The organism is Methylobacterium sp. FW306-05-D, from assembly GCF_058782155.1.
On sequence record NZ_JBYSXL010000035.1, the window covers coordinates 22,847 to 46,456 of the forward strand.

Consider the following 23,610-nt stretch of genomic DNA (forward strand, 5'->3'; position numbering starts at 1 on the left):
GTCCGAGGGGTCGCACCAGCGCTATGGCAAGAGCGGATAGCGGTGGACGATCGCCTGCGAGATTCCATCGCGGATCTCGGCGGAGGTCGCTCGAACACCCGCTCGCGGCTCATCGATCAGCTTTTTCACATGCGATTTCGCCGAATCCAGGTCGCCGGTCCAAGCCTTCGAACCGAGCGCGGAGGCTTCGTGGCGGAGAATAATACGGAACATGCGTCGCCTTTATTTCTAAATATATATGCGAGCATACACATGTTTTTGTTGCCTCCTACAAATAAAAACTCGCTGAATTTGTTTTTCCAGGATTGCCAGAATCTTGCGCCGAGCGCATCACTGACAGCGCATCTTGCGCGTTGGCGACGGACCCTTCGCATGATGGCGCCCCAGATCTGTCTTTCGAGGACCGCCGATGGACGTCGTACTCACGCCGGTGCCTTCGGATGGCGACGCCTGGTCTCTGAAGGACCGATTGGGTCGCGACCTCGGAACGATCCGGAGAAGCGCGGCGGGGGATACCGTCACCATCAGACCGGAGCCGGGGACGATCCTCGCGGCGGTCAAGGTTCTGCACCCGAGCCTCGATGAGGCCATGACGGCCATCGCCAAGCTGACGAACGGCGCCTGCAACCTCGACAGCCAGCAATGGGATTAGGTCAGCCGGGATGACAGACCTCCTCGAAGCGGCGCTCGACGTGGCGGTTGCGACCGCCGTTTTGGCGATCGGCGCCAGGATGGTCTGGGCTCGGGCCGGCCGTCAGGCGAAGACGCTTCCTCGGACGACGTCTCCCGCGCTGCCCGTCTGTGCAGCGGCGATCGTCTTCATCATCGGGACCTGCATCGGCGCACCCTGGACCCCGCACTGATCGCGAAGGGAGATCCGAACTCGCACCGCGCCTCGGTCCCTGGGCCGAGCACTTTCGGTCCGCCACCGTGCTTCTCGATCCGGCCTGCGGACCAACTGGACGGCGTCGTGCCTGGTCCGAGGCAAACAGGGGCGATCAAGTCGAGGACCGACGCGCGCGGCCCAGGGACGTCGTCCGCATCATGGCCGAGCCCCTGTGAGACCTCGGCAGGCTCACGCCCCCCGGCGGTCCGTCGCGTGTGCTTCGGTAAGGTCCGTCGCGGGCGGCCTTCGATCAGCAGGCCACTGCGACGGTGTCCTCCCGCGCGGCGATCTTGTCCAACGCGATGAGGGCGGCCAGGGCCCGGCCCAGACGATTGAGCGTCTCGTCGTTCTGGACGAGGGGAAGTGCCATTTCCAAAGCCCGCGTCGCACCGACGACCGCCGCCTGTGCTGCCGATGATCGACGCCGACGGACGAGTTCCTGAATTGTCATAGAGCATCCTGACCCACGGATCAGTATGCGCTCCGATCCCTGGATTACCTACACGTATTGTCGATGGGTCCGGGTGCCGTCGTTCGGGTGACGATGCGCGCCGGCCCGGGTCGACAGCCTGACCCCGGCCTCGATCCGCGAGCGGATCGGAGACCGCTCGGCGAGGCGGTGCGCCCGCTGGGTGGGGCGCCGGTCGACAACACCGGCCAGCGGGTGGCGAAGCGGAGGAGCGCCAGAGGGTCCGTCGTCCCGCATCCGCGGGTCCCGACAGGCCCAGGAGATCTCCCGGGCTTCTCTGCCGAGAGCGGGTTTGGCGCGAATCCCGTTTCAACCCGCGCGGACGAGCACGTGCTTCTTGCGACCGAAGGAGAGCTTGATCACGCCGTCCGCGGTGAGGTCGGCCGTACGCAGGACCGCGCGCTCGTCGGTCACCGGCACGTCGTTGACGCGCAGGCCCCCGCTCTTGATCTGGCGGCGTCCCTCGCTGGTGGAGGGCAGGAGCTTGGCGTAGTCCGGCCCGAAGGCCGAGAGCACGCCCAGGCCCGTTTCCAGCAGGTCGGGCGAGACGGTGATGCTCGGCAGGTCCTGGGCGACGGTGCCCTCGACGAAGGTCTTGCGGGCGGTCTCGGCGGCGGCCTCCGCCGCCTCGCGGCCGTGCATCAGGGCGGTGGCCTCCGTGGCCAGCACCTTCTTGGCCTCGTTGATCCCGGCGCCCGTCAGGTTTTCGAGGCGCGCGATCTCGTCCATCGGCAGCAGCGTGAACAGCTTGAGGAAGCGGCCGACATCGGCGTCCTCGCTGTTGCGCCAGAACTGCCAGTAATCGTACGGGCTGAGCATCCCGGCATCGAGCCAGACCGCGCCGGCGGCGGTCTTGCCCATCTTGGCGCCCGAGGCGGTGGTGAGCAGCGGGCAGGTCAGGCCGTAGAGCTGCGGCGTGCCCATGCGGCGGCCGAGATCGATGCCGTTGACGATGTTGCCCCACTGGTCCGAACCGCCCATCTGCAGCACGCAGCCGTAGCGGCGGTTCAGCTCCACGAAGTCGTAGGACTGGAGGATCATGTAGTTGAACTCCAGGAACGAGAGTTCCTGGTCGCGCTCCAGGCGCATCCGCACGCTGTCCATCGACATCATGCGGTTGACCGAGAAATGGCGCCCGATGTCGCGCAGCATCTCGATGTAGTTCAGCTTCGTCAGCCACTCGGCGTTGTCGATCATCGTCGCGCCGTTGCCGCCGGCCTCGAAGCTGAGGAACCGCGAGAAGGTCTTCTGGATGCCGGCCTTGTTCTCCTCGATCTGCGCGAGGGTGAGGATCTTGCGCGATTCGTCGCGGCCCGAGGGGTCGCCCACCCGCGTCGTGCCGCCGCCCATCAGGGTGATCGGCGTGCCGCCGGTGGCCTGGAGCCAATGCAGCATCATGATCGAGAGGAGATGGCCGACATGCAGGGAGGCGGCGGTGCAGTCATAGCCGACATAGGCCGTCAGCCGGCCCTCGCGCGCGGCCGCGTCGATGCCGGCGAGGTCCGAACCCTGGTGGATATAGCCGCGCTCCGTCAGCACCTTCAGGAAATCGGATTGTGGGACGAAGGCGTCGACGGGCTTGGCGGGGGCGGCCTGGGAGGCGTCGGGGGACATGCGAGGTTCCGGTCTGGTGGATCGCGGCGCGGGACAGGGCCGAAGGCCGCGTGATAGCACCGCACGGGTTGTTGGGGCGGCTCTTAGCAGGGCTGCGGACGGATGGCACGGGCATCGAGGCCCGCGGAGGGCACCATGACGATGATGCGCGCGATCGGGCTGATGAGCGGCACCTCCCTCGACGGCGTCGACGTCGCCCTGATCGAGACCGACGGGGAGACCGTGCGCGTGGTCCAGAGCCACAACGGCTACCTCGAACCCCTCGGCCCCACCGGCTATCGGGGCTACACCGAGGAGGACCGGGCCCTGCTGCGCCAGGCCCTGATCGATTCGGAAGGGGTCAGCGCCCGCGAGGACCGGCCGGGCTGCCTCGCCGAGGCCGAGGCCTTCGTCACCGCCGCCCATGCCGAGGCGGTGGAGAGTTTCCTGGCCGATAACGGCCTGACGCCGGCCGACATCGACGTGATCGGATTCCACGGCCAGACCGTGGTGCACCGGCCGGACCAGCGCATGAGCGTGCAGATCGGCGACGGCGCGGCGCTCAGCCGGCGCCTCGGCATCGCGGTGGTCTCGGACCTGCGCCATGCCGACGTGGTGGCGGGCGGGCAGGGCGCCCCCCTGGTCCCGGTGTTCCACCAGGCGCTCGCCCGCGCCTCCGGGTTCGAGGGGGCGCTCGGCATCCTGAACATCGGCGGCGTCGCCAACGCCACCATCCTGTCCTCGAACGGCGACGTCATCGCCTTCGACACCGGCCCCGGCAACGCGCTGATCGACGACTGGATGCGCGAGCGCACCGGCCGCCCCCTCGACGATGGCGGCCGCACCGCCGCCCGCGGGCGCCCCGACGAGCCGCTGCTGGCCTGGCTGCTGATCCACCCGTTCTTCGCCCGGCGCCCGCCGAAATCCCTCGACCGCAACTGGTTCTCGCACAAGCTCGCGGGCCAGCTCTCCACGGAGGACGGCGCCGCGACGCTGACCGCCTTCACCGCCCGCGCGGTGGCCCGCGCCCTCGATCACGCCCCCGAGATCCCGTCGCGCTGGATCGTGGCCGGCGGCGGAGCCCGCAACGGCGAGCTCGTGCGCCTGCTGAACTACCACCTGCGGGCCGAGATCACGACGGCGGATGCCATCGGCTGGTCCTCGGCCTATCTCGAGGCGCAGGCCTTCGCGCATCTCGCGGTGCGTTCGCTGAAAGGCCTGCCGATCACCTTCCCGTCGACGACCGGCGTGCGCGAGCCGACGACCGGCGGCGTTCTGGCGCGCCCGGACGCCTGAGCAGATCGGCCACGCCGGGAGGGATATTGACCCGGCGGGTCGCGCCGCGAGGTATCCCGCCGAGCATCTGGAATGTGATCGCGCGCGGCCCGAACCCGCGCCCGACGGACCGGTTCACGGGAGGAAACCCTTCCCGAAAGGCAAGCCATGGCCGGTCCCGAAACCTATCTGCGCTATCACGACGGCATCGAGACGCCCGCCCCCGACGAGGACCGGGTGATCGAGGAAATCATCGCCTCGATGACGCGCGAGAGCGAGGTGACGGCCAAGCGCTACGATCACGCCGTCCGGGCGTCGCACGCCAAGGTCAGCGGTGTCGTCGTCGGCGAATTCGTTGTCCCGGACGATCTGCCGGAGCCCCTGCGCCAGGGGCTCTTCGCCCGAGGAGGCACCTACCCGGCAGTGGTCCGCTTTGCGCAGGGGCCGGGCGAGCGGCTCTCGGACACGGTCTCGACCCATCGCGGCATGGCGATCAAGCTGTTCGGGGTCAGCGGCGAGATGCTACCCGGACACGAGGGCCGGACGACGCAGGATCTCGTCCTCGCCACCGGTCCGGTTTTTCCCAATCCGGATGCCGCCGGATTCCTCGGCAGCATGAAGCAGCTCGAACGCGGCACCCGGGCCCCGGAGGCCGTGAAATCGGCGGTCTCGCACCTCGCGCGCGGCGCCAACACGGTGGTCCGGAGCATGACGAGGAAGGATTCGGCGCTGCTCGACTTTTTCGGGCACGCGCCGGTTCATCCCCTATCCGAGGCCTATTACAGCCAGGCCGCCCTGCGCTTCGGCGACCACGTCGCCAAGATCGCGGCGGTCCCGGCCTCGCCGGCCCAAGCGGCGCTCGCCGGCGATCTCCTCGATGCGTCCAGGGATCCCGACGTCTTCCGGCATGCAGTAACCGCGTTTTTCCGAGGCGACGGCGCGGTGTTCGAGATTCGGGCGCAGCTCTGCACCGACCTTGAGACGATGCCCGTGGAGGACGCCTCGAAGGAATGGCCTGAATCGGCGAGCCCCTACCGGACGGTCGCGCGCCTGGTGATCCCGGCCCAGGCGGCCGACAGCCCGGCCCGGCTGGCCTATGCCGACGATTGCCTGTCCTTCCGTCCGGGGCACGGGCTCGCGGCCCATCGTCCGCTCGGCTCGCTCATGCGCGCCCGCCTGAAGACCTATCCGGCGCTGTCGCGCTTTCGGCATGCCCGCAACGGCGTCCCGGAGGCCGAGCCGCAGGCGGTCTCCGACATACCCGCCTGACAATCGCATGCCTGACATGGCCGCCCACCAGAATACCGCCGGCCGAGGGGGAGGGGGCGATATGCCCGTGCGCAGCTGCAGGGGCGACCTGCGCCGGGCGCGGGCCGCGCGCTGGCCCTCGGGCCAAACCCGCGCTAGAGCGGGGGCGCCATGTCGCACAATACGTTCGGACACCTGTTTCGCGTCACCACCTTCGGCGAGAGCCACGGGGTGGCCCTCGGCTGCGTGGTCGATGGCTGCCCGCCCGGGCTGGCCCTCTCGACGGAGGATATCCAGGCGGAGCTCGACCGGCGCAAGCCCGGCCAGTCGCGCTTCACCACGCAGCGGCGCGAGCCCGATCAGGTCCGCATCCTCTCCGGCGTCTTCGCCGACGACCGCACCGGCGGCGTCCAATTGACCACTGGTACGCCGATCGCCCTGGAGATCGAGAACACCGACCAGCGTTCCAAGGATTATTCCGAGATCCGCGACAGCTACCGGCCGGGCCACGCCGATTACGCCTACGACGCCAAGTACGGCATCCGGGACTATCGCGGCGGCGGTCGTTCCTCGGCCCGCGAGACCGCCGCGCGGGTGGCGGCCGGCGCGGTCGCCCGCAAGGTCCTGCCGGCCGGCGTCACCATCCGGGCCGCCCTGGTGCAGATGGGGCCGCACGCCGTCGACCGGTCCCGCTGGGACTGGGAGGCGGTGAATGCCAACCCGTTCTTCTGCCCGGACCCGGAGACCGCACGCTTCTACGAGGACTATCTCGACGGCATCCGTAAGGACGGCTCCTCGGTGGGCGCCGTGATCGAGGTCGTAGCCGAGGGCGTCCCCCCGGGCCTCGGCGCGCCGATCTACGGCAAGCTCGACGCGGACCTCGCCGCCGCGATGATGTCGATCAATGCCGTCAAGGGCGTCGAGATCGGCGACGGCTTCGCCTCCGCTGCGCTCCGGGGCGAGGAGAACGCCGACGAGATGCGCTCGGGCAATGGCGGCGCCCCGACCTTCCTCGCCAACCATGCCGGGGGCGTCCTCGGGGGCATCTCCACCGGCCAGCCGATCGTCTGCCGCTTCGCCGTGAAGCCGACCTCGTCGATCCTCACCCCGCGCATGAGCGTGACGCGGGACAATCGCGACGTCGACCTCGTCACGAAGGGCCGCCACGATCCCTGCGTCGGCATTCGCGCCGTGCCGGTAGCGGAGGCCATGATGGCGTGCGTCCTCGCCGATCACTATCTGCGCCATCGGGGACAGGTCGGCGCGCGGGACTGAACCCGACTGCGCCCTCCGCCGCTCGATCCGCGAACGCCAAATGTCCGCGAAACGCCAAGTGTCCGCGAAACGCCAAGAGACAGCCCGTGCCCCATACCCACATCACGCAGGCCATCGAGGCCTATGCCCGAGGCGAGATCGTCGTCGTCACCGATGACGACGATCGTGAGAACGAGGGCGACCTCGTCGTCGCCGCCTCGCTCTGCACGCCGGAGAAGATGGCCTTCATCATCCGCAACACCTGCGGCATCGTCTGCGCGCCCCTGACCCGCGCCGAGGCACGCCGCCTGCGCCTCGACCCGATGGTGGCCTCGAACGATGCGCCCCTGGGCACCGCCTTCACGGTGACGGTCGACGTCAAGCACGGCCTCACCACCGGCATCTCCGCCGAGCAGCGCTGCAACACGGTGCGGGCCCTGGCCAACGGCAACATGGGCGAGGACGATTTCGTCCGCCCGGGCCACGTCTTCCCGCTCATCGCCAAGGACGGCGGCGTGCTCATGCGCTCGGGCCACACCGAGGCGGCCGTGGACCTGTGCAAGCTCGCGGGCCTGCCTCCGGTGGGCGTGATCTGCGAACTCGCCAATGACGACGGCACGGTGATGAAGGGGCCGCAGATCACCGCCTTCGCCGAGCAGCACAATCTCCAGCGCGTCTCGGTTGCCGATCTCATCGCCTACCGCCAGGCCCGCGAGACACTGGTGGAACGGGTCGGCACCTTCCCGGTGAAGACCGAGTTCGGCGAGATGACGGGCTACGCCTACACCACGCCGTTCGAGACCGTGCAGCAATTCGCCTTCGTCCACGGGCGCATCGGCGACGGCAAGGACGTGCTGGTGCGGCTGCACCGCTCCAACGTGGTGGCGGACGTGATCGAGGGTGGGCGCCAGATCGAGGCGGTGATGCGCCGCTTCGCCGAGGAGGGCCGCGGCGTCCTGGTCTACCTGCGCGACGGCACCGCCGGCGTGCCCCTCAAGCCCTTCGCCGAGGAGGGCTCGGAGGCCCAGCGCGTAGCCCAGTGGCGCGAGGTCGGGCTCGGAGCACAGATCCTGCGCGATCTCGGAATCTCCTCGATCCGCAACCTCGCGACCTCGTCGCGCGCCTATGTAGGCCTGTCGGGCTTCGGGATCGAGTTCCTCGGCGACGAGCGCCTGGAGGGCTGAGGCGGCGATCCCGGCCCCGCCTGCCGGTCCGGCGGTCCCATCGTCGGTCTCCGATCGTCAGCACCGGACGATCAGGACTCCGTGTCCGACCCTGGTTCTAGGATTTGGAGCCGCTCGACCAGGACAGTCGACGCGGCTGGGAGAGGGGGCGATCGTGTTCCGTGTCGCGGCGCGTCAGGATCTCGCGTGCCGCCAGGATGGTGAAGCGGTACCAGATATAGGCATTCCTCAGGAGCCGGCGTCGGCCCGTCGCATCGACATCATCGATCAACCGCATTCCGAGTCCCTCTTCGCTCGACGAGCATCTACGTAGAGTCTACGTAGATTTCCCCCGGATGGAACCAACTTTGTTTACCATGCCGGCGAGAAACGCATGCGGAGGGCGCCGGTCTCGACACTGCCGCTGCTGAAGCAAGTGCCGGGCCGCCGCAGTCGGGATCCGATCATGGAAGGCTCGGCGCGCCATCCGGTTCCCTGGTCTCAGCAACATTGCGACTGCGTTCGCATGACGGTCCCGTTTGCGTCGACACCCGGGGCGCGGCCCGGTCGGGGACCGACGGCAACCGTTTCGGGAGGTTTCATGCGGGACGAACGGAACGGTCGGGTGCTCGTCGCCGGCGGCGGCATCGCGGGGCTGGCGATGGCCCGGGCGCTGCAGCGGCGGGGCGTTCCCTCCCTGACCCTGGAGCGACGGACCGACGCGCGCGATGCCGGCCTCGCCATCAACCTGCCCGGCAATGCCGTCCGGGCCCTGGCGCAACTCGGGCTCGCGGAGGGCCTGCGCCGCTACGGCGCGCCCGTGCGGCGGCGGGACTACCGGACCGAGCGCGACCGCCTGATCTTCTCCGTCGACGAGGATGCGTTCTGGGGCGAGGCCCTGCGCCCGCACTGCCTGCGCCGCAGCGACCTCCTGGGCCTGCTGGCCGATGGCCTCCCCACGGACGCTCTGCGGCGAGGCTCCGAGATCGCGTCCGTCCGCCAGGCGGCCGAGGGCGTCACGGTGGAGCTGTCCGATGGATCGACCGAGACCGGAACCCTGCTGGTCGGCGCCGACGGGGTGAACTCGGCGGTCCGGCGATCCGTGTTCGGGGCGTTGGCGCCGCGATCCGCGGTTCTAGCCGAGGCGAGCTGGCGCTTCATGGCGCCGAACCCGGGCATCGAGGCCTGGACGCTCTGGGCCGGTGCCGGCGGCCTGTTCCTGCTGATCCCGGTCGACCGCGGCGAGGTCTACGGCTGGGTCTCGGTGAGCGGGGCGGGGGCCGCCGGCCGCGATCTCGCGGCCCTGCGCGGGGTCTTCGACCGGTTTCCGCAGGCCGTCCGCGACACCCTCGACAGGGTCCTGCCGGATTCGGAGGCGATCCATCATTCGCCGCTCGAAGAGGTCCGTATCCCGCGCTGGAGCGAGGGCCGCGTGCTCCTGGCGGGCGATGCCGCCCACGCCACCGCGCCGGTCTGGGCCCAGGGCGCGGCGCTGGCCCTCGAGGATGCCCTGGTGCTGGCCGGCCTTCTCGGCGAGGGAATGGACTGGGATACTCTCGGCCCGGCCTGGGAGGCGCTGCGCCGCCCGCGCGTCACCCATGTCCAGGCGATGACCGACCGCCTGTCGCGCACGGCCAACATGCCGGACTGGGCGAGGAACCTGCTGCTGCCCATCGTCGGTCCGCGCAGCTACCGCGCGACCTATGAACCGCTCCGCGTGCCGGTGCCGGCCTGAGGACGGGCCGCTGTAACGCACCGAACCGGTCGGACAGCGATCACGCCTCGATCTTCGATGCAGATCTGAATATTGGGAGAGATCAGGAGGCCTGGTAGCGGCCTCGTCGTTCCGGAGGGGAACACCAACTCCGTTGAGTTGGTGCGGCCAAGAGGACTCGAACCTCCACCCCTTGCAGGACTAGCACCTCAAGCTAGCGCGTCTACCAATTCCGCCATGGCCGCATCGTCAACACACCGTTCGCGTCGGTCACCCGGCCCGGAGATCCTGTCTCACTCGGCTGCGGCGGCCGATCTCTCGGGGCGCGGCGCAGCCAATAACAGAGGGATTTCCGTCCGACAAGCGCCGCGAGGGTGGGATCAGAGAAAATCGACGCCGCCTTCGAGGACCGGGACCGCGCCCTCGCCGATGGTGACGCCGGTGAGGCGCACGACCTCGGCCTTCCGGATCAGCTCGGTGATCTCCACGGAGATGCGGTTGCCGGTCACCACGATCTGCCCGCGCGCGATCGGGTGGTCGTTGGCGAGAATCTCGACCATATCGGATTCGGTGGCTTCGAGTTCGATCACGGCGCCCCGGCCCATGCGCAGCAGCATGTGCAGCGGCATGTGACTGCGTCCGAGCACCACCTTAAGATCGACCTTCAGGTCTTCGAGAACCGCCACGCGACCCGTCCTTCGTTCCGGGGCGACGCGCGACGCGGCGCCCGCCCTCCCGTCCACCTTCCACGCGCGATGGTGAAGTCTTGGTAAACGAAACCATAACCGCCGCCCGGTTGGCGCTCCCAGCGGGGGACTTTCGGGCCGGGCCCGGCTCGGCCCCCGTGGCGTGGCGGATCAGCGACGCGCTCGTTCCCTACGCGGAGGCCGTGGCCGCCATGGAGGAACGGGCCGAGGCCATCGCGGCTGGCCGGGCACCGGAGCTCGTCTGGCTCCTGGAACACCCGCCGCTCTACACCGCCGGCACCTCGGCGCAGGAGGCCGACCTCGTGGAGCCGGAGCGCTTCCCCGTGCACCGGACGGGGCGGGGCGGGCAGTATACCTATCACGGGCCCGGCCAGCGCGTGGCCTACGTGATGCTCGATCTCGACCGGCGGCGCCGGGACCTGCGCGCCTACGTGGCCGCCCTGGAAGCCTGGATCATCGCCACCCTGGAGGCCTTCAACGTGCGCGGCGAGCGCCGGGAGGACCGGGTCGGCGTCTGGGTCCGTCGGCCGGAGCGGGGGGAGGGCGTCGAGGACAAGATCGCCGCCATCGGCATCCGGGTCCGGCGCTGGGTGAGCTTCCACGGCATCAGCCTCAACGTGGAGCCCGAGCTGTCGCACTTCTCCGGAATCGTGCCCTGCGGCATCGCCGGTCACGGCGTCACCAGCCTCGTCGATCTCGGGCACCTCGTGTCGATGCCGGAGGTGGACATGCAGCTGCGCGCCGCCTTTGAGGCGATCTTCGGCGCGACGGCGTCGGTGGACTAGATCACCGGCACGCCGCGGCCCTTGGCGTGCTCGCCAGGCTCGACGTGGATGACCACCACCGAACCCTCGATGGCGTTCTCGATCGCGTCCTCCAGCCGGTCGCAGATCGCGTGCGAATCCTGCACCGTCATCGTGCCGGGCACCACCAGGTGGAAGTCGATGAAGGTGGCCTGGCCCGCGTGGCGGGTGCGGACGTCGTGCGCCTCCAGGGCACCGATGCTGTGGAGCGAGATCAGTTCGCGGATCTGCGCCACCATCTCGCTGGGGGCCGCCTTGTCCATCAGGCCGCTGACCGAGTCGCGGATCATGCCCCAGCCGGACCACAGGATGTTCAGGGCGACGAGCCCGGCGATGAGCGGGTCGAGGATCGCGTAGCCCGTCACCGCCACCAGGGCGACGCCGAGGAGGACGCCGCCGGAGGTGACGACGTCCGCCATGACGTGGCGGGCATCCGCCACCAGGGCGGGGGACCGCCATTCCCGGCCCCGCCGGAGCAGGATCATGGCCCAGGCGCCGTTGATCGCGGTGGCGACGAGGTTGACGACGAGACCGGTCACCGGCGCGTCGAGGGGCTTGGGGTCGAGCAGCCCGTGAAAGGATTCCCGCAGGATCAGGATGGCCGCCACGATGATCAGCGCGCCTTCGATCACCGCCGAGAAGTACTCGGCCTTGTGGTGGCCGTAGGGGTGGTCGTCGTCGGCCGGGCGCGAAGCCACCCGCAGGGCGACGAGGGCGAACATCGCCGCCACCACGTTGATGATGCTCTCGAGGGCATCGGAGTACAGCGCGAGGCTTCCGGTGACCCAGTAGGCGGCGAACTTGAGCCCCATCACCAGGGCGCCGAGGCCGGCGCTCAGGAGGGCGGCTTTCTGGGTACGGTCCATCACGACGTCCGGTCTCGCGCCGGACGGAGCGGTGCCGCCCGGTGGCGGTGCCATAGCGCCCGTCCCCGCGCCAAGGCCACGGCAAAGGTTGAACCCGTCGCTGAACGATTGAGCCGGGGCTATGCCGGGCCGGAGTCTTCCGGCACCTCCGGCGCGGCGTGCGCGTCCGGGCTGGGGGATCGGCGTGCCGCCTCGCGGGCGGCGAAGCGTGCGCCTTCGGCCCGCGCGCGCTCCGCCTTGCGCCGCAGGCTCCGGGCGCTCCAGTTCCAGCGCGCCGCGTCGGCGAGGGCGTCGAGACGCTGCGCCTCCCGCTCCCAGTACGACACCAGTTGCCCGTCCAGGGTGACGCGGCCCGGCCGTACCAGCCGGGTAATCCCATCGCTCATGCCATCTTCTCCCACCATGCCCGCGCGCCGCCCGCGACCGCCTGCAACGATTCTTGGATGGAGCGGACCATCGAAGGCAGCCTGATGTCTGAAAACCGAGGCGGCCTCGGCGGTCGCCTGCCAGGAAGTCGGAACCGGCCGGCCCGTCTCAAGTTCCGGCCCATTGATCCGCGCCCGCAAACCATGCAGTTGGCGCGGCATGCGCGTCGATCTCTTCGATTTCGAGCTGCCCGAAGCCAGCATCGCCCTGCGTCCGCCGGTGCCCCGCGACGCCGGGCGCCTCCTCGTGGTCCGTCCGGGCGCGGGCCTGGAGGACCGTCGGGTGCGCGACCTCGCGCACCTCCTGCGCCGGGGCGACGCCCTGGTCTTCAACGACACCCGGGTGATCCCGGCGCGCCTCACCGGCCTGCGCCACCGTCCGGGCTCGCCGGGCCTTCGGATGGAAGCGATGCTGCACCTGCGCGAGGCGGCGGACAGCTGGCGCGCCTTCGCCCGGCCGGGCAAGCGCCTCGCCGTCGGCGACCGGGTCAGCTTCGGCCAGCGCGGCACCAGCGAGCCCTGTGCCCTCGGCGGCCTCGACGCCACCATCGCGGCGAAGGGGGAGGGCGGCGAGATCACCCTGCGCTTCGATCTCTCCGGGCCCGCCCTCGACGAGGCCATCGCGGCCATCGGCGACCTGCCGCTGCCGCCCTACATCGCCGGCAAGCGCCCCACCGACGCGCAGGACGCCACCGACTACCAGACCGTCTATGCCCGCGAGCCCGGGGCGGTGGCGGCCCCCACCGCCGGCCTGCACTTCTCCGAGGCGATGCTGGCCGACCTCGACGCCGCCGGCATCGCCCGTCACACCGTGACGCTCCACGTCGGCGCCGGCACCTTCCTGCCGGTCAAGGCCGACGACACCGCCGATCACCGCATGCATGCCGAGATCGGTCGTCTCGACGCCGACACCGCCGAGGCTCTCAACGCCGTGCGGGCGCGGGGCGGGCGCATCGTCGCCGTCGGCACCACGGCGCTGCGCCTCCTCGAAAGCGCGGCCGACGCCGATGGACGCCTCCGCGCCTTCGCCGGCCAGACCGAGATCTTCATTACTCCCGGCACCCGCATCCGCGCGGTGGACGCGCTGATGACCAACTTCCACCTGCCGCGCTCGACCCTGTTCATGCTGGTCTCGGCCTTCTCGGGCCTGGAGACCATGCGGGCGGCCTATGCGCACGCCATCGCGACGGGCTACCGCTTCTACTCCTACGGCGATTCGAGCCTGCTGTTTCCGGCGCAAACCTGAGGCGCGACGCCGGGTTTGCCTCGAAACCGGTGCAGGCTCTAAGACGGCGGCCATGTCCGAACCCGCTCCCGACGCCTCCTGCCTGCCCACCGATTTCACCTTCCGCATCGACGCCACCGATGGGGCGGCGCGCACCGGCGCGATCACGATGCCGCGCGGCACCATCCGGACGCCGGCCTTCATGCCGGTGGGCACCGCCGCCACCGTCAAGGCGATGTATCCCGGCCAGGTTCGGGACCTCGGCGCCGACGTGGTCCTGGGCAACACCTACCACCTGATGCTGCGCCCGGGGCCCGAGCGCATGGCGCGGCTCGGCGGCCTACACCACTTCATGAACTGGCCACACCCGATCCTCACCGATTCCGGCGGCTTCCAGGTCATGTCGCTCTCGGCCCTGCGCAAGCTCGACGAGCAGGGCGTCACCTTCCGCTCCCACGTCGACGGCTCGACCCACCACATGAGCCCGGAGCGCTCCATCGAGATCCAGGGCCTGCTCGGGTCCGACATCCAGATGCAGCTCGACGAATGCGTCCGCCTGCCGGCCGACCACGCCGCCATCGAGAAGGCGATGCACCTGTCCCTGCGCTGGGCCGAGCGCTGCCGGGTGGCCTTCGGCAGCCAGGCCGGCAAGGCGATGTTCGGCATCGTCCAGGGCGGCGACGTGCCGGCCCTGCGGGTGGAGAGCGCCCGCGCCCTCGTCGATCTCGACCTCAAGGGCTACGCCATCGGCGGCCTCGCGGTGGGCGAGCCCCAGGATGTGATGCTGGCGATGATCGAGACCGTGGAGCCGCACCTGCCCGCGGGCAAGCCGCGCTACCTCATGGGCGTCGGCACGCCGGACGACCTGATGCGCTCGGTGGCCCGCGGCATCGACATGTTCGACTGCGTGATGCCGACCCGCGCCGGCCGCCACGGCCTGGCCTACACCCGGCACGGCCGGATCAACCTGCGCAACGCCCGCCATGCCGAGGACACCCGCCCCCTCAACGAGGCCTCGGCCTGCCCGGCGGCCCGCGACTATTCCCGGGCCTATCTCCACCACCTCGTGCGCAGCAACGAGATCCTGGGCATGATGCTGCTGACCTGGAACAACTTGTCCTACTACCAGGACCTGATGGCCGGCCTGCGCGCCGCCATCGCGCAGGGGCGCCTCGCCGATTTCTGCGACGAGACCCGCGCGGCCTGGGCCCGGGCCGAGGCCGAGCGCGCCGCCGCCTGAGCCGTCATCCCCCGGGGACGGCCGCGAAGCCGGTTGACCCCATACCGCCGACCCCCTATTGCGAGCCACGCTGTTCGACACGGCGCGGCCCCCGGTGCCGCAACGCCCCGTCGCACACGAGCGCGTAGCTCAGTTGGTAGAGCAACGGACTTTTAATCTGTAGGTCCTGGGTTCGAGTCCCAGCGCGCTCACCACCTCATCGACCGATGATCGTCGCCAGCCGGCCGAGCACTCTGCGAAAGCACCGAGCCCGCCTGCGAACCGTGCCGCCCAACCTAACGAGACCGCAGCGAAAAGCGTCGACGTGCACCGACGCCTGCGCGAAATCGATCGCGAGGCGCCGCACGACGATCGACACGAACAGAAGCGTGCGACTATGTAACCGCCACCGGTCTTTCGCAGATGTGCGATCCTGACGCCAGAAAACACTCGGATACCGAAGTCCAACGCACAGGACTAAGTCGTTTTCATTATCGGCAATGCAGAAACAACGAGCGTCGTGAGCGATTGACCTCCGGAGGGAGGTCGTCATGCGGATCTGGATCTGTGCCGTCATCCTGACGGGTCTGACGGCGCCGGTCTCGGCCCAGGAGACGCCTCCGGCCCGTCTGGGGCAGGGGCGGAACGATCTCCTGCTGAATGAACTGCGTTCCGCACCCCGGCCGAAGCCGGCCAAGGATATCGACACCCTCCGGTTGGCTTCCGCCCAGCGCGAGCGAGCCACGTCGGTGGAGGAAAGGACGAACGGGTTGTGGCAGTCCTGGCTGGTGTCGATCTGCAACGGCTGCGGCGATACGGTCTCGTACCGGAAGACGGTCGGGGACGATTTCATCAAGCGGAAAGGGCTTTATCTGACGCGCTCCGAGGGCAGCGCCCTGCGGCGCCAGGCCCTATCGGCGTCGACGCGAACACCACGCGGTACGGGCCGCAGCCTCTACGCGGACCTCTCGCCCCAGAACATCGGTCAGATCCGGCGTATGCCCGGCCCGTAGCGGGCCCGTCACCCCGCCGAGGCCGGCCACCGCCCCGCGCGACGCGGCGCCACGCAATGGTAACCAAATGGCCGCAAGCTTCGGTGCCGGTCACAGGTTCGACGCCGGCCTGAAGGGGATTGCGTGGCTCGTCTTCTCGTTACCGGCGGCTCAGGCTTCCTCGGCTCGCTGCTGCTCGCGCGCCTGCTCGAAGACGGGCATACGGTGACCAGTATCGACCGGCTCGAATGCCGGACGACTCATCCGAACCTGACCACCATCGTCGGCGACATCCGCGATCGCCCGCTGCTCGACCAGGCGTTGCAGGGCCGTGAGCACGATGGCGTATTCCATTGTGCGGCGCTCCTCGCGCACGGCTCGATTCCGGCGCGCGAATTGTGGTCGGCCAACGTCGAGGGCACACGGACGCTCGCGGCGGCCGTCGCCTCGGCCGGCATCCGCCACCTGGTCTACGTGTCGAGCAACTGCCTATGGGGGCGGGGCTTCAGCCGCCCGGTCCGCGAGGACGACCCACCGGAGCCCTGCGAGATCTACGGCGCGAGCAAGTGGGAGGGCGAGAAGATCCTCGCGGCGCATGCGGATGATTTCACCACGACGGTGCTTCGCTCGCCCACTATCCTGGACGCTGGGCGGCTCGGCCTCCTGGCGATCCTGTTCGAGTTCATCGCCGATGGGCGGCGCGTCTGGGTCGTCGGCGACGGCTCGAACCGCTACCAGTTCATCGCCGCCCGGGACCTGATCGCCGCGATGCTCCTGGCCTGGCAGCGGCGAGCGCTCGGGACCTTCGGCATCGGCTCGGACGATGTCGGCACGATGCGCGACAGCTACGCCCACGTCATCGCGCAGGCCGGCAGTCCGTCGCGGATCGGCAGCCTGCCCAAGGCGCCCACGGTCCTGGCGATGCGCGTCGCGCATGCCCTGCGGGTGTCGCCCCTCGGGCCGTACCACGCCCGGATGATCGCCTCGGACTTCGTCTTCGACACGACGCGGATCAAGGCCGAACTGGGCTGGCAGCCGACGCTGACGAACCGCGAGATGCTTCTCTGCGCCTACCGCTACTACGAGGCCAACCGCGCCGAGATCGTCGGCCGCCACGGCGTGTCCGCCCATAGCCGCCCGGCCGACATGGGCGCGATCCGCCTCCTGAAATGGGTCTCCTGAGGCCCGCCGAGGCCGGGATGGGGTCGCTCGCATCGCCGAGCCTGGCCGCGCCGTCCCGATCGCGGGCGACGGTCCTGGCGGCCCTCGGCGCGGCTCTGTTCGCCGCGGCCCTGATCGCGGTCGGCGCGCACCACGAGGCGTGGTTCGACGAGGCGCAGGCCTGGCTGCTCGCCCGCGACAGCACGCTGCCGGACCTTCTCCTCGAGCGCCTGCACTACGAGGGGTCGCCCGGCCTCTGGCACGCGCTGTTGTGGCTGGCCGTGCAGGCCGGCTACCCGTTCTCGGGTCTCTGGCTCCTCAGTTCCGCGCTCGCGGTCTCGGGCGCGTTCCTCGTCCTGCGCGCCGCGCCGTTCCCGATCTGGCTCCGGATCGGCCTGATCGGCTCGTACTTCTTCGCCTACCAATACGCGATCGTCGCCCGCAGCTACGCGCTCGATCTCCTGCTGATCCCGCTGGCCGCCATCCTGTTTCCGGGCCGGATCACCCGGCCGCTGCCCTACGCACTGGTCCTCGGCCTCCTCGCCAACGCCAATGCGCACAGCTTCCTGGTGGCCGGAACGCTGGGTGCCGAGGCGACGCTCCAGGCCTGGCGGACCGGCGCCTGGACGCGAACAGCCTTCCTCGGCAGCATGGCCCTGGCCTCCATTCTCGCCCTGGCCGCCGTGCTGCAGGCCTGGCCGGCTCCGGACCTGGCCTTCGGCGCGGCGACGGAGGTCAGTCTCACCCGCGCGATCCGGCTGCTCCGGGAGGCCCTCGTCGACCGCGTGCCGCTCGACGAGCCCGTTCTGGTCGCGACGCTGGTGTCGTTCGCGCTGCTGATCCCCTCGCTGCTCCTGTTCCGCCGGGCTGGGACCCTCGGCCTTTCGGCCTCGCTCATCCTCTGCCTCATGGTCTTCTCGGCGCTGAAGCCGGCCAATGTCTGGCACTCGGGCATCCTGTTCCTCGTCTGGATCTTCTGCCTCTGGATCAGCTGGCTGGGTCTCGGCGCCTGCGGCCGCGGACTGCGCGGGCTCGTCCTGGCGAGCGTCGGCGTCGTCGTGCTGTTCCAGGATGCCGAGACCGCGAGCGCCTGGTTCCGGGAGGTGCGGGAGCCCTACGCGTCGGGCCCGCAGGCCGCCGCGATCGTGCGGGCGGCGCGGGCGCACGATCCGGAGGCGCGGGTCGCGGCGGTGGGTTTCAAGACCTTCTCCCTCCAGCCCTGGTTCGACCGCAACGTGTTCGCGAACTACGATGGCGGCGCGTCGAACCCGGCCTTCTATGTCTGGCGCCAGCAGCAGCCCGTCGCGCCGGACGCGGACCTCGGCTCCTTCCGCAGGGCCCTGGCGGGCGGCTACGACCTAATCGCCCTCTCGACCTACCTTCCGGTCGGTTCCGAACGCGGCGCTTACGTTTCGGTGGGATCGGAGATGGGCTACTGCCCGACCGCGGAGGTCCCCGGCCATCTGATCTGGAAGACCGAACGCCGCGAACCGGACGGCATCGTCTTCTTCGCGCCATGCCGGCCCGCGCGCGCCGGCGCCGATTGACATCGCCCGGCCCGCGCGGCGCGGCGTCAGGCCGGCGAGCGCGTTGCCGACCGCGCCCGTAGGTCCAGCAGCCCGGATCGGTTTCGGCCGAGCTTGCGTTACCGTCGCGCAAGGCAGGCAGGCAGCGCCCAGGCGGCGCCGCCTGTGCCGCCGTATCGAAAGGACAGACGCTCGATGGGAACGATAGCGGCGACGCTGGCGACGATCGCCGCATCAACCTACTCCAACACCCTCGCCGGACTTCCCGCAGGCTTCGCGCCCCTCTCGGCCAGCGGGCTGACGAACGGCACCTTCGCCAATCAGAACGCCTACGCCGCCGCCGTCACGGGTAGCTTCGGCAACCAGTCCGTCGTGGTCCTGAGCTTTCGCGGCAGCGACGACCGGCAGGACTGGCTGAACAACCTGCGCAACATCAACGCCGACTACGACAAGCTCGCCCCGCTGGTCTCGGCCGTCGACACCTACGCCGCGCAGCACGACGCCACCGTGGTCGTCACCGGCCATAGCCTCGGTGGCGCGCTGACGCAGGTCTTCATGGCCAATCACCCCGACACCGGCGACGTCCTCTACCAGGCCGCCACCTTCGGCTCGCCAGGAGCCCTGATCTCCGCCACGCCCGACGACCGCATCGTCAATTACGAGATCGCGGACGATCCGGTGCCCTATCTGGGAGCTTACCGGGCTCAGATCGGCCAGACCGCCAGCGCCGACCCGATCTATGCCGGGACGGTGCCCTTGGCCTTGTCCACGGCCATCGGCGACGGGGTCACGCCCCAGGATATCGCGGCCTCGATCCCGAGCCTGACCAGCAACTACGTCAACCGCGGCACGATCGATTACCTTCCCGGTACCGATGGGACGGAGACGACGCTGACGCCGTCGCAATTCCTAGATTCGGGGAAGTTCGTCGATACCTTCCTCCGGTACGGCGCGGAGCACGACGTCTCCGTCTACGCGGCGCGCAGCGCCGGTTCGGCCGCCGTCGATCCGGTGATCCGCAGTTCCGGCACGGCGGCGAACCAGCCCGACCCCGTCTTCCGCTTCTTCGACACCAAGACGGGCGACCACTTCTACACGACCAGCGCGATCGAGAAGGCGCAGATCCAGGCGACGATCCCGTACTTCAACTTCGAGGGTTCGCCCTGGTCGACCCCGGACGAGAGCGCCGACACCCACGACGTGTTCCGGTTCTTCGACACGAAGAGCGGCAACCATTTCTATACGGAGAGCGTGAACGAGCGCGACAGCATCATCGCGAACATCGCCAGCTACACGTTCGAGGGCGTCGCGTTCGAGGCCTACAATGCCGCCGACGGCGCCGGCCACGTGACCCTAGAGCGCTTCTACAACACGCAGACGGGTCAGCATCACTTCGCCGGCAATGCCGAGGAAGCCGCGAGCCTCAAGCAGGGCCTCCAGGGGCCGGGCTGGGTCGACGAGGGCAAAGCCTTCACGGTGCATGTGCCGACGGACGGCCTGCTGCACGCCTGAGGCTCCGAGGTCTTCTCCGCTCACGCGTCGAACAGACGACCGTGGGCGGGGCTCTGCGGAAACCCCGCCCGCCGAACCCGACCGTGCGCGGCGTCAGACAAACGGAACCCGCCGCGGCGAAGCCGGGCGAGTTCCGAGGATCACGCGTCGGGACAAGGGATCAGCGGCTGCTGCCGCCACCGCTGCCGTTGGGCACGGCCTGCTCGGGCTTGTTCGCATTTCCGCCGGCCGCGGAATCCGTCGTCGCGGTCTCCGCGCCCGTGGCGCCGCGTGACACGGACACGCTCGGATCGTTGCCCGTCGTGTTCGGCTGGCTTTGGACCACGGCTCCGCCCGTCTGGCCGGGAACGGTGCCCGGTGCGGTTGCGGGCTGCGCCAGGGCCGACAGGCTGACGAAGGAGACGCCGAGGGCGAGGGCAACGGTTCTGATCATGATGGTTCCCGGTTGAGAGCTTACAGGGGCAACGACCCGCCCGCTCTTGTCGTTCCAGGGAAAAGTCCGGCCTGAACGCAGTGTACGGCCTCGGACGGTCGCCAGCCGGATGGGCAAGGGCGATCGACGGTTCGAAGGACGAAAATCACCATTCATCCCCCGATCTGACAAACGTGTTCCGGTGGGATATCGATCTCTGATGACGATGCGAGGCGCCTGATGAGAAAAGGGGTGCTACCCCGTGTTGAAGTCAAATATGTCGCAAGTCGATATCGTGTCTTCGGATTTTCAAGATTGTCAACGTACCATGGATACTGTCGCAAATCTTGAAGACAGCCTGGAGATCCCCGACAAGGAAAAACGATCCAGCTGTTGGCCTTGATCGCCCGCAGGATCGCGGACCTGAATGACCACACGCTCTCGATGAAAGAGATGTTGCAGAAGATTTCGCTGAAAAATCAGACTCCGGAGAGCGACGGGCTCGACATCGGCGTCTGATTTCCGCTCTTGACTGACGACCTTCGACGGTCGTTGGGGCGAAGCAACGCTCGCAGGACCTCCATCGATGCGGTGGAGCTTTCCGGCAGGGTGCATCGGTCCCTCCCGGCGAGCTCCGCACTGGAGGGTCGCCCCGGAGGAGGACGTCGCTTCGCGCGCAGGCCCTCCGTCGTCACGCCGGGGCGCCGCACCGGGCGATGTCCGCGCGTCATCCCGACGTCAGTGATGCCCGGCCATGCCCACAGCTTCGAGCGTGCCTGCGCCCGCAACGATATCACCCATCGCCCGACCAAGCCGCGTCACCCCTGGACGAATGGGTCAGTCGAGCGAATGAACCGCACGATCAAGGACACGACGGTTAAGCGCGGCCACTACGACAGCCACCCGCTACTCCGTGCCCATCCGGCCGACTTCGTCAGCGCCGACACCTTCGCAACACCCCCTGAAGACCCTGCGGGGCCTCCCCCCACGAGGCCACTGGAAGGTCTGGTCTGGCGGGCCAGGCCGCTCGACGTCAAACCCCATCCACCAGACGCTGGGACCTAACATCTACTCGTCCTTGAACACCACCTGCGCGCCGCGGCTGACGCGGTTGGCCAGATCGCGGACATCCCAGTTCGTCAGGCGGATGCAGCCGTGGGACTCGGTCTTGCCGACCTTCTCGGGCTCCGGCGTGCCGTGGATGCCGTAGGACGGGATCGACAGGTCAATCCAGACCACCCCCACCGGGTTGTTCGGCCCGGGCGCGATCGTGAACTTGGTCTTCGCCTTGACCCCGGCGAAGTCGTATTTCGGATTGTAGGTATAGGTCGGCGCATAGGCGACGCCCTCGACCTTCGCCTCGCCGGAGGGCGCCGGCTTCTCCTCGCTGCCGATCGAGGCGGGATAGAACGCGACGAGCTTGCCCGCCTTGTCGAAGGCCCGCACGTTGCGGCTCTCCTTGTCGACCTCGATGCGGGTCACGTCCTTCGCCGCCGGGTCCTCGGCATCGGCCACCTTCGCATCCGGGCCCTTGGCCTGCGAGCCCTTCTCGTCGTCGCGCGGGGCTTCCTTCTTCGCCGTGTCCTTGCTGGCGTCCTTGGCCGCCTCCTTGGCCTGCTTCTTCGCCGCCTTCTCCTCCGCCGTCGCCTTGCCGGTCTCCAGCGGCTTGACCGCGGCGACCAGGATCACCGTACCGGCCTTAGCGACATCGGCCTCGGGGTTGAGCGCGGTGAGGAGGTCGGGGGACATGTGGAAGCGCTCGGCCAGCATCTCGCGCGGGCTGGTGTAGCCCAGCGCATCGAGATCGGCCTGATCCTCCATCTTCGGCGGCATCTTCTCCACGAAGGGACCGGCCGCATCGGCTTGCGTGACGGTGTACTCGGTCAGCACCGGATCGCGGCTCGTCGCCTGGAGCTTGTCGGCGAGATCCGGCTCGATCTCGGTCTCGGCCTTCAGGCCGTTGGCGGTGGCGAAGGCCGCCAGGGCGCCGCGAAGGTTGTCGCCGTCGCGGCCGTCGATGGCGCCGGGCGAGAAATGGGCCCGGTCGAGCAGGATCTGCGCCTTGATCAGGGCCGGCTCCGGGTGGTTGGCCGCCTCGGCCTTCGACTGTGCCTTGCCGGATTTCGTCTCGGCGCCTTTCTTCGTCCCACCGTCCTTCGAAGATTCCTTGGAATCGTCCGCCGCGGTGTCGCCGGGGGGCGCTAGGGCCGCGGATTCCACCGCCTCGCGCGTCAGGACCGGCGCCGGTGCCTTGTCCTTCGTCGCGGCCTGCGCGCCACCCGCCAGGGCGACCAGGGCGAGGCCGGCAAGGCCACCGAGTCGTGTCGAAGGATACCTGATCACCGAAGAACTCCCGCGCTATCCGCCTGATGGCGCAGGAGTAAGCGCGCTGGGCCAGTCCGCGTTCCGCCCCTCACTGACACAGGCGATGCCCGGCATTCCGCTGCCGCTCGTCGAGGTGGAGATGGTTGGCATGGGCCGCGTCGGAGCCCGGGCCGAGGACCGTGCGGAAGAAATCGCAGGCCCGGCTGCGCACCGCGGCGAGGAAGGTCGCCTCCGGCGTCCCCTCGGGGGCGGCCAGCACCGAGAGGGCCGGGCGGCTGGCGAAGGTGAAGCCCATCACGTCGACGCCGTTGGCGAAGCTGTGCTCGCTGAGCTTGGCGTCGGGATCGTGGTTCTGGCCCCGGCATTCGTAGGAGGTGCCGATCGTCAGGCCTTTCAGCGGCTGGCCGAGGTCGCGCTCGGCGGCGACCTGGGCCTCCGTCGCCCAGCGGGCGAGGGATTCGGCCGCCGCGCAGACCAGCGTCACCGGCGGCGAGAGGGCGAGGTCGTCGGCGAGCGCCGTCACCTTCAGGGGTTTCGCCGCCCCGCACTGGCCGTTCGCGATGGCGGGCAGGGGTTCGAACCGGGCGCCGAGGCGCTCCAGGCGCCGCCGGCAGGCGCTGTCGTCGACGGGGGCGACGGTGATCGCCAGCGCGGGCGCCGAGAGCTCGGCCGGACGCGGCGGCGGCGCCGGCACCTCTCCCCCCTCCGCGGGCTTCACCGGCTCGGGCTCACGGGCCTTGGCCGCCTCGGCCGGCGGCGCGAACTCCGCCGGCCGCTCGGGCGGGCGGGGCGGCTCGGCCGCTCTGGACGCTTCGGCCGGGCGCGGCGCCTCCGC

The 23,610-nt window shown here is 69.5% G+C and carries 24 protein-coding genes, 2 tRNA genes and 1 pseudogene; 17 read left to right on the forward strand and 10 right to left on the reverse strand.

The window, feature by feature from the left end; translation table 11 throughout:
• Nucleotides 1-21: 21 nt before the first annotated feature.
• The gene (locus AC3WLN_RS13580; RefSeq protein WP_492481993.1) at nucleotides 22-213 is read right to left on the reverse strand and encodes a hypothetical protein; all 192 of its coding nucleotides are present in this window, start codon (nucleotides 211-213) and stop codon (nucleotides 22-24) included.
• Nucleotides 214-409: 196 nt separating this feature from the next.
• Between AC3WLN_RS13580 and AC3WLN_RS13585 the strand changes: the two genes are divergently transcribed.
• Together AC3WLN_RS13585 and AC3WLN_RS13590 are read left to right on the forward strand one after the other, a co-directional pair.
• On the forward strand, nucleotides 410-652 hold the full coding sequence (locus AC3WLN_RS13585) for a hypothetical protein (RefSeq protein ID WP_492481995.1): 243 nt from the start codon (nucleotides 410-412) through the stop codon (nucleotides 650-652).
• A gap of 10 nt (nucleotides 653-662) precedes the next feature.
• Nucleotides 663-863, forward strand: a complete 201-nt coding sequence (locus tag AC3WLN_RS13590) for a hypothetical protein (RefSeq protein WP_492481997.1) — start codon at nucleotides 663-665, stop codon at nucleotides 861-863.
• Between the two features lie 801 nt (nucleotides 864-1,664).
• Here the strand turns inward: AC3WLN_RS13590 and tyrS are convergent.
• Nucleotides 1,665-2,969, reverse strand: a complete 1,305-nt coding sequence (tyrS, locus tag AC3WLN_RS13595; RefSeq protein ID WP_492481999.1) for a tyrosine--tRNA ligase — start codon at nucleotides 2,967-2,969, stop codon at nucleotides 1,665-1,667.
• Nucleotides 2,970-3,104: 135 nt separating this feature from the next.
• Between tyrS and AC3WLN_RS13600 the strand changes: the two genes are divergently transcribed.
• From AC3WLN_RS13600 to ribB, 4 genes are all read left to right on the forward strand, one after another.
• Nucleotides 3,105-4,244, forward strand: a complete 1,140-nt coding sequence (locus AC3WLN_RS13600; RefSeq protein ID WP_463769433.1) for an anhydro-N-acetylmuramic acid kinase — start codon at nucleotides 3,105-3,107, stop codon at nucleotides 4,242-4,244.
• Between the two features lie 147 nt (nucleotides 4,245-4,391).
• A complete protein-coding gene (locus AC3WLN_RS13605; RefSeq protein ID WP_492482001.1) occupies nucleotides 4,392-5,492 on the forward strand; it encodes a catalase family protein in 1,101 nt (366 codons plus the stop codon).
• 150 nt (nucleotides 5,493-5,642) lie between these two features.
• Nucleotides 5,643-6,746: a chorismate synthase gene (gene aroC, locus AC3WLN_RS13610; protein ID WP_492482003.1), complete on the forward strand. Its 1,104-nt coding sequence runs from the start codon at nucleotides 5,643-5,645 to the stop codon at nucleotides 6,744-6,746.
• 86 nt (nucleotides 6,747-6,832) lie between these two features.
• On the forward strand, nucleotides 6,833-7,909 hold the full coding sequence (gene ribB, locus AC3WLN_RS13615) for a 3,4-dihydroxy-2-butanone-4-phosphate synthase (protein WP_463769426.1): 1,077 nt from the start codon (nucleotides 6,833-6,835) through the stop codon (nucleotides 7,907-7,909).
• Between the two features lie 97 nt (nucleotides 7,910-8,006).
• Here ribB and AC3WLN_RS13620 read toward each other — a convergent pair whose 3' ends face one another.
• Entirely contained in the window at nucleotides 8,007-8,186 is a 180-nt protein-coding gene (locus tag AC3WLN_RS13620) for a hypothetical protein (protein WP_492482005.1), read from the reverse strand.
• A gap of 303 nt (nucleotides 8,187-8,489) precedes the next feature.
• Here AC3WLN_RS13620 and AC3WLN_RS13625 point away from each other — a divergent pair, with 303 nt between their 5' ends.
• Nucleotides 8,490-9,623, forward strand: coding sequence for an FAD-dependent monooxygenase (locus AC3WLN_RS13625; RefSeq protein ID WP_492482007.1), 1,134 nt, complete (start codon nucleotides 8,490-8,492; stop codon nucleotides 9,621-9,623).
• A 139-nt stretch (nucleotides 9,624-9,762) separates the two neighbouring features.
• On the opposite strand, the gene AC3WLN_RS13630 is transcribed toward AC3WLN_RS13625, so the two are convergent.
• Together AC3WLN_RS13630 and AC3WLN_RS13635 are read right to left on the reverse strand one after the other, a co-directional pair.
• Nucleotides 9,763-9,847 (reverse strand) — tRNA-Leu (locus AC3WLN_RS13630).
• A gap of 135 nt (nucleotides 9,848-9,982) precedes the next feature.
• Nucleotides 9,983-10,288 carry a FliM/FliN family flagellar motor switch protein gene (locus tag AC3WLN_RS13635; RefSeq protein WP_492482009.1) on the reverse strand — a complete coding sequence of 102 codons (306 nt, stop codon included), beginning with the start codon at nucleotides 10,286-10,288 and terminating at the stop codon, nucleotides 9,983-9,985.
• A gap of 80 nt (nucleotides 10,289-10,368) precedes the next feature.
• Here AC3WLN_RS13635 and lipB point away from each other — a divergent pair, with 80 nt between their 5' ends.
• Nucleotides 10,369-11,094, forward strand: a complete 726-nt coding sequence (lipB, locus tag AC3WLN_RS13640) for a lipoyl(octanoyl) transferase LipB (RefSeq protein ID WP_492482011.1) — start codon at nucleotides 10,369-10,371, stop codon at nucleotides 11,092-11,094.
• Here the strand turns inward: lipB and AC3WLN_RS13645 are convergent.
• Together AC3WLN_RS13645 and AC3WLN_RS13650 are read right to left on the reverse strand one after the other, a co-directional pair.
• Nucleotides 11,091-11,978, reverse strand: coding sequence for a cation diffusion facilitator family transporter (locus tag AC3WLN_RS13645; protein ID WP_492482013.1), 888 nt, complete (start codon nucleotides 11,976-11,978; stop codon nucleotides 11,091-11,093). The two genes, lipB and AC3WLN_RS13645, sit on opposite strands and share 4 nt — an antisense overlap.
• Nucleotides 11,979-12,097: 119 nt before the next feature.
• Nucleotides 12,098-12,364 (reverse strand): hypothetical protein, encoded by a 267-nt coding sequence (locus tag AC3WLN_RS13650; RefSeq protein WP_492482015.1) that lies wholly within the window; start codon nucleotides 12,362-12,364, stop codon nucleotides 12,098-12,100.
• A 199-nt stretch (nucleotides 12,365-12,563) separates the two neighbouring features.
• Here AC3WLN_RS13650 and queA point away from each other — a divergent pair, with 199 nt between their 5' ends.
• From queA to AC3WLN_RS13685, 7 genes are all read left to right on the forward strand, one after another.
• Nucleotides 12,564-13,649, forward strand: a complete 1,086-nt coding sequence (queA, locus tag AC3WLN_RS13655; RefSeq protein WP_492482017.1) for a tRNA preQ1(34) S-adenosylmethionine ribosyltransferase-isomerase QueA — start codon at nucleotides 12,564-12,566, stop codon at nucleotides 13,647-13,649.
• Nucleotides 13,650-13,701: 52 nt separating this feature from the next.
• Nucleotides 13,702-14,868 (forward strand): tRNA guanosine(34) transglycosylase Tgt, encoded by a 1,167-nt coding sequence (tgt, locus tag AC3WLN_RS13660; RefSeq protein ID WP_492482019.1) that lies wholly within the window; start codon nucleotides 13,702-13,704, stop codon nucleotides 14,866-14,868.
• A gap of 118 nt (nucleotides 14,869-14,986) precedes the next feature.
• Nucleotides 14,987-15,062: transfer RNA gene (locus tag AC3WLN_RS13665), tRNA-Lys, on the forward strand.
• A gap of 336 nt (nucleotides 15,063-15,398) precedes the next feature.
• The gene (locus AC3WLN_RS13670; RefSeq protein ID WP_492482020.1) at nucleotides 15,399-15,860 is read left to right on the forward strand and encodes a hypothetical protein; all 462 of its coding nucleotides are present in this window, start codon (nucleotides 15,399-15,401) and stop codon (nucleotides 15,858-15,860) included.
• A gap of 123 nt (nucleotides 15,861-15,983) precedes the next feature.
• The gene (locus tag AC3WLN_RS13675) at nucleotides 15,984-17,021 is read left to right on the forward strand and encodes an NAD-dependent epimerase/dehydratase family protein (protein ID WP_492482022.1); all 1,038 of its coding nucleotides are present in this window, start codon (nucleotides 15,984-15,986) and stop codon (nucleotides 17,019-17,021) included.
• Nucleotides 17,022-17,038: 17 nt separating this feature from the next.
• Nucleotides 17,039-18,547, forward strand: a complete 1,509-nt coding sequence (locus tag AC3WLN_RS13680; protein WP_492482024.1) for a hypothetical protein — start codon at nucleotides 17,039-17,041, stop codon at nucleotides 18,545-18,547.
• A 174-nt stretch (nucleotides 18,548-18,721) separates the two neighbouring features.
• Entirely contained in the window at nucleotides 18,722-20,038 is a 1,317-nt protein-coding gene (locus AC3WLN_RS13685; protein WP_492482026.1) for a Tle-like phospholipase domain-containing protein, read from the forward strand.
• Between the two features lie 160 nt (nucleotides 20,039-20,198).
• Here the strand turns inward: AC3WLN_RS13685 and AC3WLN_RS13690 are convergent, their stop codons facing one another.
• Entirely contained in the window at nucleotides 20,199-20,468 is a 270-nt protein-coding gene (locus AC3WLN_RS13690; protein WP_492482040.1) for a hypothetical protein, read from the reverse strand.
• A gap of 375 nt (nucleotides 20,469-20,843) precedes the next feature.
• On the opposite strand from AC3WLN_RS13690, the gene AC3WLN_RS13695 reads away from it, so the two are divergent.
• Together AC3WLN_RS13695 and AC3WLN_RS13700 are read left to right on the forward strand one after the other, a co-directional pair.
• Nucleotides 20,844-20,969 (forward strand): hypothetical protein, encoded by a 126-nt coding sequence (locus AC3WLN_RS13695; RefSeq protein ID WP_492482028.1) that lies wholly within the window; start codon nucleotides 20,844-20,846, stop codon nucleotides 20,967-20,969.
• 240 nt (nucleotides 20,970-21,209) lie between these two features.
• A pseudogene (locus AC3WLN_RS13700) lies at nucleotides 21,210-21,519 on the forward strand (integrase core domain-containing protein); the annotation flags it as partial.
• Here AC3WLN_RS13700 and AC3WLN_RS13705 read toward each other — a convergent pair.
• Nucleotides 21,519-22,793 carry a L,D-transpeptidase family protein gene (locus tag AC3WLN_RS13705; protein WP_492482030.1) on the reverse strand — a complete coding sequence of 425 codons (1,275 nt, stop codon included), beginning with the start codon at nucleotides 22,791-22,793 and terminating at the stop codon, nucleotides 21,519-21,521. The pseudogene AC3WLN_RS13700 and the gene AC3WLN_RS13705 overlap by 1 nt on opposite strands.
• A gap of 70 nt (nucleotides 22,794-22,863) precedes the next feature.
• The coding region (locus AC3WLN_RS13710; RefSeq protein ID WP_492482032.1) for an extensin-like domain-containing protein at nucleotides 22,864-23,610 on the reverse strand (747 nt) is incomplete at its 5' end.

Bases quoted from the DNA above. Each gene is read 5' to 3' on its own strand.
- AC3WLN_RS13580 (WP_492481993.1), bottom strand. From the start codon at position 213: ATGTTCCGTATTATTCTCCGCCACGAAGCCTCCGCGCTCGGTTCGAAG.
- AC3WLN_RS13585 (WP_492481995.1), top strand. From the start codon at position 410: ATGGACGTCGTACTCACGCCGGTGCCTTCGGATGGCGACGCCTGGTCT.
- AC3WLN_RS13590 (WP_492481997.1), top strand. From the start codon at position 663: ATGACAGACCTCCTCGAAGCGGCGCTCGACGTGGCGGTTGCGACCGCC.
- tyrS (WP_492481999.1), bottom strand. From the start codon at position 2,969: ATGTCCCCCGACGCCTCCCAGGCCGCCCCCGCCAAGCCCGTCGACGCC.
- AC3WLN_RS13600 (WP_463769433.1), top strand. From the start codon at position 3,105: ATGACGATGATGCGCGCGATCGGGCTGATGAGCGGCACCTCCCTCGAC.
- AC3WLN_RS13605 (WP_492482001.1), top strand. From the start codon at position 4,392: ATGGCCGGTCCCGAAACCTATCTGCGCTATCACGACGGCATCGAGACG.
- aroC (WP_492482003.1), top strand. From the start codon at position 5,643: ATGTCGCACAATACGTTCGGACACCTGTTTCGCGTCACCACCTTCGGC.
- AC3WLN_RS13620 (WP_492482005.1), bottom strand. From the start codon at position 8,186: ATGCGGTTGATCGATGATGTCGATGCGACGGGCCGACGCCGGCTCCTG.
- AC3WLN_RS13625 (WP_492482007.1), top strand. From the start codon at position 8,490: ATGCGGGACGAACGGAACGGTCGGGTGCTCGTCGCCGGCGGCGGCATC.
- AC3WLN_RS13645 (WP_492482013.1), bottom strand. From the start codon at position 11,978: ATGGACCGTACCCAGAAAGCCGCCCTCCTGAGCGCCGGCCTCGGCGCC.
- AC3WLN_RS13650 (WP_492482015.1), bottom strand. From the start codon at position 12,364: ATGAGCGATGGGATTACCCGGCTGGTACGGCCGGGCCGCGTCACCCTG.
- queA (WP_492482017.1), top strand. From the start codon at position 12,564: ATGCGCGTCGATCTCTTCGATTTCGAGCTGCCCGAAGCCAGCATCGCC.
- tgt (WP_492482019.1), top strand. From the start codon at position 13,702: ATGTCCGAACCCGCTCCCGACGCCTCCTGCCTGCCCACCGATTTCACC.
- AC3WLN_RS13670 (WP_492482020.1), top strand. From the start codon at position 15,399: ATGCGGATCTGGATCTGTGCCGTCATCCTGACGGGTCTGACGGCGCCG.
- AC3WLN_RS13680 (WP_492482024.1), top strand. From the start codon at position 17,039: ATGGGGTCGCTCGCATCGCCGAGCCTGGCCGCGCCGTCCCGATCGCGG.
- AC3WLN_RS13685 (WP_492482026.1), top strand. From the start codon at position 18,722: ATGGGAACGATAGCGGCGACGCTGGCGACGATCGCCGCATCAACCTAC.